The 12,960-nt window shown below is 70.9% G+C and carries 9 protein-coding genes and 1 rRNA gene; 6 read left to right on the top strand and 4 right to left on the bottom strand.

Features of this window, described 5'->3' with window-relative positions; all coding sequences use genetic code 11:
- Positions 1-25 precede the first annotated feature (25 nt).
- Positions 26-1,549: ribosomal RNA gene (locus tag OHA89_RS30515) — 16S ribosomal RNA — on the bottom strand.
- Between the two features lie 737 nt (positions 1,550-2,286).
- Here OHA89_RS30515 and OHA89_RS30510 point away from each other — a divergent pair.
- Complete coding sequence (locus OHA89_RS30510) at positions 2,287-2,736, top strand: PTS glucose transporter subunit IIA (RefSeq protein ID WP_215149330.1); 450 nt, start codon at positions 2,287-2,289, stop codon at positions 2,734-2,736.
- A 75-nt stretch (positions 2,737-2,811) separates the two neighbouring features.
- Positions 2,812-4,482 carry a phosphoenolpyruvate--protein phosphotransferase gene (gene ptsP, locus OHA89_RS30505; protein ID WP_266610920.1) on the top strand — a complete coding sequence of 557 codons (1,671 nt, stop codon included), beginning with the start codon at positions 2,812-2,814 and terminating at the stop codon, positions 4,480-4,482.
- A 74-nt stretch (positions 4,483-4,556) separates the two neighbouring features.
- Here ptsP and OHA89_RS30500 read toward each other — a convergent pair whose 3' ends face one another.
- Together OHA89_RS30500 and OHA89_RS30495 are read right to left on the bottom strand one after the other, a co-directional pair.
- Entirely contained in the window at positions 4,557-5,480 is a 924-nt protein-coding gene (locus tag OHA89_RS30500; RefSeq protein WP_406367547.1) for a hypothetical protein, read from the bottom strand.
- 63 nt (positions 5,481-5,543) lie between these two features.
- A complete protein-coding gene (locus OHA89_RS30495; protein ID WP_406367546.1) occupies positions 5,544-7,520 on the bottom strand; it encodes an acetoacetate--CoA ligase in 1,977 nt (658 codons plus the stop codon).
- 267 nt (positions 7,521-7,787) lie between these two features.
- Here OHA89_RS30495 and OHA89_RS30490 point away from each other — a divergent pair, with 267 nt between their 5' ends.
- Positions 7,788-10,178 carry a glycoside hydrolase family 31 protein gene (locus OHA89_RS30490; RefSeq protein ID WP_266610917.1) on the top strand — a complete coding sequence of 797 codons (2,391 nt, stop codon included), beginning with the start codon at positions 7,788-7,790 and terminating at the stop codon, positions 10,176-10,178.
- Here OHA89_RS30490 and OHA89_RS30485 read toward each other — a convergent pair.
- Positions 10,175-10,687, bottom strand: coding sequence for an NUDIX domain-containing protein (locus OHA89_RS30485; RefSeq protein WP_266610916.1), 513 nt, complete (start codon positions 10,685-10,687; stop codon positions 10,175-10,177). The genes OHA89_RS30490 and OHA89_RS30485 overlap by 4 nt on opposite strands.
- 99 nt (positions 10,688-10,786) lie before the next feature.
- On the opposite strand from OHA89_RS30485, the gene OHA89_RS30480 reads away from it, so the two are divergent.
- From OHA89_RS30480 to OHA89_RS30470, 3 genes are all read left to right on the top strand, one after another.
- Entirely contained in the window at positions 10,787-11,125 is a 339-nt protein-coding gene (locus OHA89_RS30480) for a DUF962 domain-containing protein (RefSeq protein ID WP_251065480.1), read from the top strand.
- A gap of 62 nt (positions 11,126-11,187) precedes the next feature.
- Complete coding sequence (locus OHA89_RS30475) at positions 11,188-11,649, top strand: Zn-ribbon domain-containing OB-fold protein (RefSeq protein ID WP_406367544.1); 462 nt, start codon at positions 11,188-11,190, stop codon at positions 11,647-11,649.
- Positions 11,646-12,836: a lipid-transfer protein gene (locus OHA89_RS30470; RefSeq protein WP_406367542.1), complete on the top strand. Its 1,191-nt coding sequence runs from the start codon at positions 11,646-11,648 to the stop codon at positions 12,834-12,836. Before OHA89_RS30475 ends, OHA89_RS30470 begins: the two co-directional genes overlap by 4 nt.
- Positions 12,837-12,960 lie beyond the last annotated feature (124 nt).

The following is a 12,960-nucleotide window of genomic DNA, read 5'->3' as shown; positions in this document are numbered from 1 at the left end:
CTGCAATCGGTACTGTGCTCCTTAGAAAGGAGGTGATCCAGCCGCACCTTCCGGTACGGCTACCTTGTTACGACTTCGTCCCAATCGCCAGTCCCACCTTCGACAGCTCCCTCCCTTACGGGTTGGGCCACCGGCTTCGGGTGTTACCGACTTTCGTGACGTGACGGGCGGTGTGTACAAGGCCCGGGAACGTATTCACCGCAGCAATGCTGATCTGCGATTACTAGCGACTCCGACTTCATGGGGTCGAGTTGCAGACCCCAATCCGAACTGAGACCGGCTTTTTGAGATTCGCTCCACCTCACGGTATCGCAGCTCATTGTACCGGCCATTGTAGCACGTGTGCAGCCCAAGACATAAGGGGCATGATGACTTGACGTCGTCCCCACCTTCCTCCGAGTTGACCCCGGCGGTCTCCTGTGAGTCCCCATCACCCCGAAGGGCATGCTGGCAACACAGGACAAGGGTTGCGCTCGTTGCGGGACTTAACCCAACATCTCACGACACGAGCTGACGACAGCCATGCACCACCTGTATACCGACCACAAGGGGGGCACTATCTCTAATGCTTTCCGGTATATGTCAAGCCTTGGTAAGGTTCTTCGCGTTGCGTCGAATTAAGCCACATGCTCCGCCGCTTGTGCGGGCCCCCGTCAATTCCTTTGAGTTTTAGCCTTGCGGCCGTACTCCCCAGGCGGGGAACTTAATGCGTTAGCTGCGGCACCGACGACGTGGAATGTCGCCAACACCTAGTTCCCAACGTTTACGGCGTGGACTACCAGGGTATCTAATCCTGTTCGCTCCCCACGCTTTCGCTCCTCAGCGTCAGTAATGGCCCAGAGATCCGCCTTCGCCACCGGTGTTCCTCCTGATATCTGCGCATTTCACCGCTACACCAGGAATTCCGATCTCCCCTACCACACTCTAGCTAGCCCGTATCGAATGCAGACCCGAGGTTAAGCCTCGGGCTTTCACATCCGACGTGACAAGCCGCCTACGAGCTCTTTACGCCCAATAATTCCGGACAACGCTTGCGCCCTACGTATTACCGCGGCTGCTGGCACGTAGTTAGCCGGCGCTTCTTCTGCAGGTACCGTCACTTTCGCTTCTTCCCTGCTGAAAGAGGTTTACAACCCGAAGGCCGTCATCCCTCACGCGGCGTCGCTGCATCAGGCTTTCGCCCATTGTGCAATATTCCCCACTGCTGCCTCCCGTAGGAGTCTGGGCCGTGTCTCAGTCCCAGTGTGGCCGGTCGCCCTCTCAGGCCGGCTACCCGTCGTCGCCTTGGTGGGCCATTACCCCACCAACAAGCTGATAGGCCGCGGGCTCATCCTTCACCGCCGGAGCTTTCAACCCCTGCCCATGCAGGCAGGAGTGGTATCCGGTATTAGACCCCGTTCCAGGGCTTGTCCCAGAGTGAAGGGCAGATTGCCCACGTGTTACTCACCCGTTCGCCACTAATCCACCCCGAAGGGCTTCATCGTTCGACTTGCATGTGTTAAGCACGCCGCCAGCGTTCGTCCTGAGCCAGGATCAAACTCTCCATGAATGTTTACCCGTAATCGGGTGCACACATCACGTAGAGCGGGCCAGTCATGGTCGGAATAAGACCGACTGACCACTGCGTCCTCGCTGTGTAATTGCCTGCAAGCACCCCGAAACGGAGCCTCACAGGTCTTTTTCAAAGGAACCTCATCCACCGAAGTGGACGGGGTATCAACTTTTGGCGTTGATTTTTGGCACGCTGTTGAGTTCTCAAGGAACGGACGCTTCCTTTGTACTCACCCTCTCGGGCTTTCCTCCGGGCTTTCGTTCTGTGTTCTTGCGTTTCCGACTCTATCAGACTCTTTCGGGCCCGATTTCCTCGGCGCTTTCCAGGTCCTGCGCTTTCACGCTTTCCCTTTCCGGCGGTTCCGACCTTAGCAGTGATTTTCCGTCGCTCTGACCACTCGCCGAATTGCCGGAAGGCGTGACGGAAGCAATCGAGATCAAGATCAAGACTGAAGAGGAAGGAGTCCCGTCCATCCAGCGTTCGCGAAAAGTTCACACGAAGCACCGTGGCGGGAGTCACGACAGTACAGGCCGTGCGGTGCCCAAGCAAATCGATTCAGGCGTATGGTCTAGTCCACCGGTCTAGTCCACTAGTCTCCGTGCCGAAGGGCCAGTCCGGATCGGGACCGACATCGGGCGAACCCGAACATCTAGTGACTTATCCTTCGGAAGAGTACGCCGTTCGCGACAGGTAGTGACGGCGACACTGAGAAGCTCCACCCCTGGGAGGCCCCCATGACCAGCGTGACGTCCCCACTTGCCGGGCGCGCCATCGGACTCGCGGCAGTGCCCGATCCGGTGTTCTCCGGCGCCATGGTGGGACCGGGCACCGCTATTGATCCCGTGCGCGAGCCCTCGGAGGCGGTGTCCCCCGTTGATGGTGTGGTCGTCTCCCTGCACCCGCACGCGTACGTCGTAGTCGACGGCGAAGGCCACGGTGTGCTCACGCACCTGGGGATCGACACCGTTCAGCTCAACGGCGAGGGCTTCGAGCTGCTCGTCAACAAGGGCGACACCGTGAGCCGCGGCCAGGCCGTCATCCGTTGGAACCCGCAGGCCGTCGAAGAAGCCGGCAAGTCGCCGATCTGCCCGATCGTGGCGCTGGAGGCCTCCGCGGAGTCCCTCTCCGACGTCGTCGAGTCCGGGGACGTGAAGGCCGAAGAGGTCCTCTTCAGCTGGAAGTGACCTTGTCCGCCCTCACAGGCGAGTCGGACATCCACCGCGGCGGCTGGGCCCGCCGCTCAATCGGAGACGGGTGAAATGGAGACAACGCTGCGAGGCGTCGGCGTGAGCCACGGTGTGGCGATCGGCGAGGTTCGGCACATGGGTACGGCGGTCCTCGAGCCGCCGGCCAAGCAGATCACCGCGGCTGAGGCGGAGCGCGAGCAGGGGCGCGCCCGCAAAGCCGTGGAGGCTGTTTCGGCCGACCTGATCGCGCGCGGCCAGCTGGCCGGTGGCGAGGCTCAGCACGTGCTCGAGGCCCAGGCGATGATCGCCACGGACCCCGAGCTGATGGCGGACGTCGACCGGCGGATCGCTGTCGGCAGCACCGCCGAGCGCGGTATCTACGACGCGTTCGCCTCCTACCGCGACCTGCTCGCGGGGGCCGGTGAGTACATGGCCGGCCGGGTGGCCGACCTGGACGACGTACGGAACCGCATCGTGGCGCGGCTGCTCGGCGTGCCGATGCCGGGTGTGCCGGACAGCGACGAGCCGTACGTACTGATCGCGCGGGACCTCGCTCCCGCCGACACGGCTCTGCTCGACCCCGCGCTCGTCCTCGGCTTCGTCACCGAGGAGGGCGGTCCGACCAGCCACAGCGCGATCCTCGCGCGGGCGCTGGGCGTGCCGGCGATCGTGGCGCTGCCGGGTGCCGGTGAGATCGCCGAGGGCACGGTCATCGCCGTCGACGGCAGCACCGGTGACCTGTTCGTGGAGCCGAGCGACGAGAAGCGGGCCGAGCTGGAGGCCTCGGCGGCCGAGCGGAAGGCCGCGCTGGCCGCGTCGTCCGGTCCGGGTGCGACCTCCGACGGTCACAAGGTGCCGCTGCTGGCGAACGTCGGCGGTCCGGCGGACGTGCCGGCCGCCGTCGAGGCCGGGGCCGAGGGTGTGGGCCTGTTCCGCACCGAGTTCCTGTTCCTGGACGACAGTAGGAAGGCTCCCTCCGAGGAGAAGCAGATCGAGTCCTACCGCAAGGTGCTCGAGGCCTTCCCCGAGGGCCGTGTCGTCGTGCGTGTGCTCGATGCCGGTGCCGACAAGCCGCTGGACTTCCTGACCCCGGCCGACGAGCCGAACCCGGCGCTGGGTGTGCGCGGTCTCCGCTCCCTGCTGGACCACCCGGACGTGCTGCGTACGCAGCTCACCGCGCTGGCCAAGGCCGCCGAGGGGCTGCCGGTCTACCTCGAGGTCATGGCCCCGATGGTGGCGGACCGGATCGACGCCAAGGCTTTCGCGGACGCGTGCCGCGAGGCGGGTCTCCGGGCGAAGTTCGGCGCGATGGTGGAGATCCCGTCCGCCGCGCTGCGGGCGCGCTCGATCCTCCAGGAGGTCGAGTTCCTGTCGCTGGGCACCAATGACCTGGCGCAGTACGCCTTCGCCGCCGACCGTCAGGTCGGTGCGGTCTCGCGGCTCCAGGACCCGTGGCAGCCGGCGCTGCTCGACCTGATCGCCATGTCGGCGGAGGCCGCGAAGGCCGAGGGCAAGAGCTGCGGCGTCTGTGGTGAGGCCGCCTCCGACCCGCTGCTCGCCTGTGTGCTGACGGGTCTGGGTGTCACCTCTCTCTCAATGGGTGCCGCTTCCATTCCCTACGTGCGGTCGACGCTCGCCAAGTACACCCTCGCCCAGTGCGAGCGTGCCGCTGCCGCGGCGCGTGCGTGCGACAGCGCCGAGGAGGCCCGCGTGGCCGCCCAGGCGGTGCTGTCCGGCGAGTAGCCGGTGTGTTCGACCGAGGGGCCTTCGCCGGCGGCGAGGGCCCCTCGGCCGTTTCCTGTTCCGGGTTCGACCGCTCAGTGGTGCGGGCCGGGGCCGTCCACCTCGAAGCCGGGGCAGTACTCGACGCCCGGTTCGGGGGCGACGGGCTCCCCGGTGTCGGCGTCCGTGCAGTAGGCGTTGAACACGGCCGCGGCCGAGAGCACGGTGAGGCGGCCGCGGTCCAGCCGCCAGCCGTGGACCCGGTCGCGGTGGTCCTCGGTGGTGCTCCGCAGGACCAGTCCCCCTGATCCGCCGAGGGCGAGTCCGGCGGCCAGGACGGTCACGAAGTCGAGGCCGTCGCGGCCCTCGATGCGGGGCGGGGCCTCGGGGTCGGTCCCGGTCTCGGCGTGGAGGACGGCGACGAGCTGTTCCGCCTCGGTCGGGACGCTGCAGACGAGGTGGTGCCGGCCGGGGCCGGCTCCCGCCATGAGCCGCCGGAGCGCGGCGGCGGCGCGTTCGAAGGAGGCGTGGCCGATGTCCTCGCCGCAGTCGGCGCAGGTGCCGGCTTCGGCCAGGAGCATGGTGGCGTACTCCCAGGTGGCCTGGCGGACGGCCTCGTCCACGAGGAGGGGGACGAGATCGTCGATGGGCTGGCCCGCGTAGGGCAGGACGGCGCCGCTGCCCGCCAGTTCCGCGGTGAAGCGGGTGCGGGCCTCGGCGGTGTCCGGGTCGTGGCCGGACTCCGCACAGAAGTCGGCGTACTCCTCGGGGTCGAAGAGGGCGACCGTGGTGTGGATGCCCTGGGCCGCGAGGGACCGGAGCAGGCCCTCCACGTGGCGGAGGTAGTCCCGGTGATCGTCGAAGACGAAGCTCCGGTAGTCGCGCATGGCCGCGAAGTCCCCGGCGTCGGCCAGGAGGCCGACGGTGCTGGGGACCTCGCGGCGCAGCCTGCGGCGCCGGTCGGTGCCGACGGTCCGCGTGGTCGTGCTGGTCCTCGTGCTGTTGTTCTTCTGTGGCATGGCTCCCCCTGAGCGGCGCGATCACTTGCTCACTCAGAGTAATCATCGCCACTGACAGTGGCCTCAGCCGCGGGTGCGGGCCAGCTCCTCGTAGAAGTGGAGGAGGTCGAGGTTGTCGACGGAGCCCGGATTGACGGCCTTGGCCAGCGGCGCGCCCTGGAGGAGCCGCTTGACGGGGACCTCGATGCGCTTGCCGGTGAGGGTGTGCGGGATGCCCGGGACCTCGATGATCTCGTCGGGGACGTGGCGCGGGGAGAGTTCCTCGCGGATCGTCGCCTTGATCCGGGCGCGGAGGTCGTCGTCGAGGGTGGCGCCGGGGACGAGGTGGACGAAGAGCGGCATCCAGTAGCCGCCGTTCGGCTCCTCCAGGCCGATGACCAGGGATTCCTTGATCTCGGGGAGGCGCTCGACGGCCTCGTAGATGTCGGCGGAGCCCATCCGGACGCCCTGGCGGTTCAGGGTGGAGTCGGAGCGGCCGTGGATGATCACCGAGCCGTGGTCGGTGATCGTGATCCAGTCCCCGTGGCGCCAGATGCCGGGGAACATCTCGAAGTAGCTCTCGCGGTAGCGGCTGCCGTCCGGGTCGTTCCAGAAGCGGACCGGCATGGACGGCATGGGGTTGGTGACGACGAGCTCGCCGACCTCGCCGACGACGGCCTTGCCGGACGGGTCCCACGCCTGGAGGTCCGTACCGAGGCAGGCGGCCTGGAGTTCGCCGATGTGGACGGGGAGGGTGGGGACGGCTCCGGCGAAGCAGCTGCACACGTCGGTGCCGCCGCTGACGGAGGCGATCCAGAGGTCCTCGGCCACCTCGTCGTGGAGCCAGCGGAAGCCGTCGGGCGGGAGCGGGGAGCCGGTGGTCGCCACGCACTTCACGCTGGACAGGTCGAAGTCGCGGGAGGGGTGGACCTCGGCCTTGCGGCAGGCCATGACGTACGCGGCGGAGGTGCCGTAGAGCGTGGCCCCGGTCCGCTCGGCGATCCGCCACTGGGCACCCGTGTCGGGGTAGCCGGGGCTGCCGTCGTACAGGACGACGGTGGTGCCGGTGAGCAGGCCGGAGACGAGGAAGTTCCACATCATCCAGCCGGTGGAGGTGTACCAGAAGAACCGGTCCTCGGGGCCGAGGTCACAGTGCAGGCCGAGCTGCTTCAGGTGTTCGAGGAGGATGCCGCCCTGGGACTGGACGATGGCCTTGGGCAGGCCTGTCGTACCGGAGGAGTACAGGACCCAGAGGGGGTGGTCGAAGGGGACCGCCTCGAAGACGGGCTCGGTGTCCGCGGAGGTCAGGTCCGACCAGGCGAGCGCGCCCGCGGGGGCCGGCGTACCGAGGAGCGGGATGTGGACGACCGCGCGCAGGGAGGGGAGCTCGGCGCGCAGCTCGGCGACGGTGTCGCGGCGGTCGTGCTGCTTGCCGCCGTAGCGGTAGCCGTCCACGGTGAACAGGACGACCGGCTCGACCTGCTGGAAGCGGTCGAGGACGCTGCGGGCGCCGAAGTCGGGGGCGCAGGAGGTCCAGACACCGCCGACGGCGGCGGTGGCGAGCAGGGCCACGACCGCTTCGGGGATGTTGGGGAGGTAGCCGCTGACCCGGTCGCCGGGGCGTACGCCGAGGGCGCGCAGCTCTGCGGCGAGGGAGCCGACCTGGCGGCGGAGCGCAGCCCAGGTGACGGGGGTGGCTTCGTGGGTCTCGTCCACGTACAGCAGGGCGGCGTCGTCGGCGCGGGCCGGGTCCTCGGCGGCGCGCAGGGCGTGCTCGGCGTAGTTGAGGGTGGCTCCGGTGAACCAGCTCGCGCCGGGCATGGAGCGGTCGGCGAGGACGGAGGTGTACGGGGTGGTGAAGCGGACGTCGAACCACTCGGCGACGGCCTGCCAGAAGGTGTCGAGCTCGTCGACGGACCAGCTGTGCAGGGCGGGGTAGCCGCCGTCGGCCGGGGCTCCGAAACGCTCGGCCGCCCAGGCCTGGAAGGCGGTGATCCGGGCCGCGGCGATCCGGTCGGGGCCGGGGGCCCAGAGGGGTTCCGGCTGCGTGGCTGAGGTCATGGGTCGGCTCCCGGTCAAGTCTGCGGCTCGCGCTTCGTGTGCGTACGGTGCCATCGCGCGGGGGGTGGGTGCGCGGCGGCTCACAGGGACCATGCCATGTGATCGACATCCGCACCAGAGTCGCCATCACCGCTCACGAGGTCGGCGGCATGTGGTCGGCCACCAGTCGCCGGCGGTCACGCGCGGGGGTGCGGGGACGGTCGCCCGTGGGTGAACGGCAGTTGAACGCAGCACCTGCGCGCGGGGGCCGGTGGCAGGGTGATCTCCATGAACGGTCGTGATCTGGTGCGTGCGGTGAAGGACATCGGTACGGAGCGCGGACGGCGCGCCTGGCTCTCGGCGTGGCGCCACCGGCGCGCGGACGCGGTGGGGCTCCCGCGCCGGGGCGCGGAGCGGGCGCGGGTGCCGGGGCTGCTGACCGGTACGGAGCCGCGGCCGGGCGGGGGCGTGCTGCGGTTCGCGCGCTCGGAGCTGCTGGTACGGGTCACCGCGGGCGGCGCGGTGTTCTGGGGGTGGGACGGGGCCGGGCCGATGCCGTCGTACGCGGTGGTGGGCGCGGGACCGGAGCCGGATCCGCGGGCCTCGCTGGAGCCGGACACGGGGGGCGGCTGGCGGGTGGTGTCGGAGCGGGTGACGGTGGCGGTGTCCCGGCACGGGGCGGTGGAAGTGCGCACCCCGGGCGGGACGGTGCTGCGGCGGGAGCTGCCGCCGCGCTGGTGGGAGCCGGTGTCCGGCGGCGAGGGGGCCGAGGAGGCCGGGTCAGGCGGTGGGCCGCGGTGGCTGCAGCGGAGCGAAGTGGCGGCGGACGCGCGGTTCTTCGGGCTGGGCGGGCGGGCGGCGGGGCCGAGGCTGCGGGACGGGGTGTACCGGCTGTGGAACACGGACCCGAGGGGCGGGTTCGGGCCGGGTGACGATCCGCTGTACGTGACGATGCCGGTGCAGATGGTGGTGGCGGACGCGGGGACGCACCTGGTGTTCCACGACAACTCCTGGGACGGCCGGGTGGTGTTGCGCGAGGGCGAGGAGGGCGCGGGTTCGGGGGTGGACCGCCCGGGGGTGAGCGAACTGCGCATGGAGGGCGGGCCGCTGAGGTGCTGGGTGCTGGTGGGGACGCCGGCGCGGGTGTTGCAGGGCTGGTCGGGGCTGACGGGCGGGGCGGCTGTGCCGCCGGAGTGGGCGCTGGGCTACCAGCACGCGCGGTGGGGTTTCGGGAGCGCGGAAGAGGTGCGCCGGGTGGTCGGGGGCTATGCGCAGCGCGGGTTCCCGCTGTCGGCGGTGCATCTGGACATCGACCACTACGACGGGCACCGGGTGTTCACCGTGGACCGCGGGCGGTTCCCGGATCTGCCGGGGCTGGCGCGGGAGTTGGGCGAGCAGGGGGTGCGGCTGGTCTCGATCGTCGATCCGGCGGTGAAGGCGGGCGACCCGGTGCACGCGGCGGGGCGCGCGGTGGGGGCCGAGGGTGCCTTCGTACGGGACGCGGAGGGCGCGGAGGTGCGCGGCGAGGTGTGGCCGGGCGAGTGCGCGTACCCGGACTTCACGGATCCGGCGGTACGGGAGTGGTGGGGCGGGCTGTACGAGGAGCGGCTCGCGCAGGGCTTCGCGGGCTTCTGGCACGACATGAACGAGCCGGTGTCCTTCACCCCGTTCGGGGACATGACGCTGCCCCGTTCCGCGCGGCACTCGATGGACGGCGCGGGCGGGGACCACCGGGCCGGGCACAACGTGTACGCGCTGGGGATGGCGCGGGCCGGCTGGGAGGGGCTGGTCCGGCTGCGGCCCGCCGAGCGGCCGTTCCTGTTCTCCCGGTCGGGGTGGGCGGGGATGCAGAGGTACGGGGGCACGTGGTCGGGGGACGTGGAGACCGGCTGGGACGGGCTGCGGGCCTCGCTGGCGCTGGTGCTGGGGCTCGGACTGTGCGGGGTGCCGTACTCGGGGCCGGACGTCGGCGGCTTCGGCGGGTCGCCCTCCCCCGAGCTGTATCTGCGGTGGCTGCAGCTGGGGGCGTACCTCCCGCTGTTCCGGACGCACTCGGCGATCTGGGCGGGGCGGCGGGAGCCGTGGGAGTTCGGGGCCGAGGCGGAGGAGCATGCCCGCGCGGTGATGGCGGAGCGGGAGCGGCTGCGGCCGTACTTCGTGACGCTGGCGCACCTGGCGCGGCGGACCGGGGCCCCGTACGTACGGCCGCTGTGGTGGGGGACTCCGGAGGAGCGGCGGCTGCGGGACTGCGAGGACGCGTTCCTGCTGGGCGATGCGCTGCTGGTCGCCCCGGTGCTGGAGTGCGGGGCGGACCGGCGGGCGGTGCGGCTGCCGCGGGGGCGGTGGTACGACACCGCGACGGGGGCGGCGTACGAGGGCCCGGGCCAGATCCTGCTGGACGCGCCGCCGGGCCGGATCCCGGTGCTGGCGCGGGCGGGCGCGGTGCTGCCGGTCCGCTCCGCCGGGGGTGGCGATGTGGAGCTGGAGGTCTGGGCTCCGGCGCGGGGCCGCACGGGCGGCGGGGTGGTGATCCGGGACCCGGGCCCGGGCTTCGAGGCGGGCACGGTCGAGCGGTACACCGTGCGGTGGGCCGGGGAGGCGGTGGTGGTCGAGACGGAGGCGGGGACCGCGGTGGAGGGTGTGGTGGTGCGGGGGCTCCAATCCCCGGACAGGGCTTAGGCCTTGTACTTGCCTGCGAACCAGGCGGCCGCTGCCTGGGTGTGGAGGGGGAAGGCCAGGTCGGTCGGGGTGCGCAGGATGTGCCAGCCCGTGGTTTCGTCCGTCGGTGCCGAGGCGGGGAGGGTGGCGGCCGGGCGGGGCGGGAGGAGCCCGAAGAGGAGGAGGTGGCCGGCCGGGGAGCTGAGGGCGTCGGCGAGGGCCACCTCCGAGGCGGGTGCGGTGATGCCGGTCTCCTCGCGGAGTTCGCGGACGACCGCGTCACGCCAGTCCTCGCCGAAGTCGATGAAGCCGCCGGGCAGGGCGATGCCGCCGAGGGCCGGTTCGATGGTGCGGGTGATGACCACGAGGCCGGTGCCGTCCGCGTCCTCGACGGGGAGGAGGGTGACGGCCACCGGGAGCGGGTTGCGGTAGGCGGTGGCGCCGCACGAGGTGCAGGTGCGGGGCCAGGTGGTGGTGGCGTAGGGCGCTCCGCAGGTGGAGCAGTGCGAGTCCCTGAGCTGTGCCGTCATCCCGTGATGGTAGGCCAAGGGGCGGGTGTGTCGCGGCTGTTGCGGGTCGGGGGCGGTGACGTCTGTCGCGTCCGCGCGGCCGTGAGTACCGTGCCGGGCATGACTTTCAGTTCGTACGAGGAGTTCTGGCCGTATTACGTCGCCATGCACTCCCGCGCCGCCACCCGCTGGGTCCATCTCACCGGGACCCTCACAGGCCTCGCCGTGACCGCCTACGGGCTGGCGCGCGGCCGCAAGCGCTACCTCGCCGCGCTCCCGCTCATCGGGTACGGGACCGCGTGGCCGGCGCACTTCCTCATCGAGAAGAACAACCCGGCCACCTTCGGCCATCCGGGGTGGTCGCTGCGCGGGGACGCGCAGATGATCCGGATGATGCTGGCCGGGCGGGACGCGGAGCTGGCCGAGATCGCGGAGAAGTGGCTCGCCGAGAACCGGTGACCCGGCCCGCCCACCCGTGACACACTCCTGACGATGCGTCAGGTTTCTGCATGGGAGGGGTCTTGGCACTCACACGTACACCCGTCGTGAGCGGGTGGTTCACCGAAACCGCGGCGGACGGCGGCTTCCGGCTGCTCGGCACCCGGTGCTCGGCCTGTACCGCGGTGTTCTTCCCGCGCGAGGACGCGTACTGCCGCAATCCGCAGTGCCCGGGCGGCGGGGAGCTCGCCGAGCTGCCGCTGTCCCCGCGCGGGCGGGTCTGGTCCTACACCGACGGGCGCTACCGGCCGCCCGCGCCGTACGTGTCCGACCCGGCCGCGCCCTGGGAGCCGTACACGCTGGTCGCGGTGGAGCTGGAGGCCGAGGGGATGGTGGTGCTGGGGCAGGCGGTGCCCGGGGTGGGTGTCGCCGACCTGGCGGTCGGGATGGAGGTCGAGGTGGTGGGCGGCGTGCTGAACGAGGACGCGGATGCCGGGACCGCCTGGACCACCTGGCAGTTCAAGCCGGTGGGAGGGGACGCGTGAGCGCCGACATCGCCGTCCTCGGGGCCGGGATGCACCCCTGGGGCAAGTGGGGCCGCAGCTTCGTCGAGTACGGGCGGGCCGCCGCCCGGGCCGCGCTGGCGGACGCCGGGCTGGACTGGACGGACGTGGGGTCGATCGTCGGCGCCGACACCGTGCGCTCCGGATATCCGGGCTACGTGGCCGGTGCGACCTTCGCCCGGGCCCTCGGCTGGCAGGGGGCCCGGGTGACCAGCGTGTACGCGGCCTGCGCGTCCGGCGCCCAGGCGATCGGGACGGCCCGGGCGCAGATCCTGGCCGGGCTGGCCGACGTGGTGCTCGTGGTGGGCGCGGACGCGGCGCCCAAGGGGTTCTTCGCCCCGGCGGGAGGCGACCGGCCCGACGATCCGGACTGGCTGCGCTTCCGCGTGCTGGGCGCCACCAACCCGGCGTACTTCGCCCTGTACGCACGCCGCCGGATGGCCGTGCACGGGGACACCCCGGAGGACTTCGCCCAGGTCAAGGTGAAGAACGCGGCGGCCGGGACGCTCAACCCGAACGCCCGCTACCGCAAGGCCGTCTCCGCCGAGGAGGTGGCGGCCTCGGCGGTGGTCGCCGATCCGCTCCGGCTGCTCGACATCTGCGCCACCTCCGACGGGGGCGCGGCGCTGGTGCTCACCAGCATGGACTTCGCGCGCTCGCGCGGGATCGCCGACCCGGTGCGGATCCGGGCGGTCTCGACGGTGACCCCCACCTATCCGCGCACGGTGCTGGACCTCCCGGACATCGCCACCGATTCGGCGGTGGCCGTGCGGCCCGCGGCCGGCTCCTTCCGGGCCTCGATCGCGCGCGCCGCCTACGAGGAGGCGGGCCTCGGCCCGGACGACCTCTCGCTCGCCGAGGTGTACGACCTGTCCACCGCCCTGGAGCTGGAGTGGTACGAGGACATCGGCCTCTGCGGGGAGGGCGAGGGCGCGAAGCTCGTACGGGAGGGGGCGACGGCACTCGGCGGGCGCATACCCGTCAACACCAGTGGCGGGCTGGCCTCGTTCGGGGAGGCGGTGCCGGCGCAGGCCATCGCCCAGGTGTGCGAGCTGACCTGGCAGCTGCGCGGTACGGCCGGGGAGCGGCAGGTGCCGGGGGCACGGGCCGGGATCACCGCGAACCAGGGGCTGTTCGGCCACGGGTCGGCCGTGGTCGCGGTGCGCTGAGGGGCCCTGACCGGCGGGTGTTGTCGGAACGCTTGACGACCCCCGGCGGCAGGTTCACACTCGCTCCACAGTCCCGTGCGGCGCCCGGGGCTCCGAATCCCCCCATGAGAGCTGCGGCCCGTAC

This window comes from Streptomyces sp. NBC_01546 (assembly GCF_045208355.1).
Classification (GTDB): Bacteria; Actinomycetota; Actinomycetes; order Streptomycetales; family Streptomycetaceae; genus Streptomyces.
Note: the sequence above shows the minus strand (reverse complement) of the source record. Positions and strands in the feature narration are given on the sequence as shown.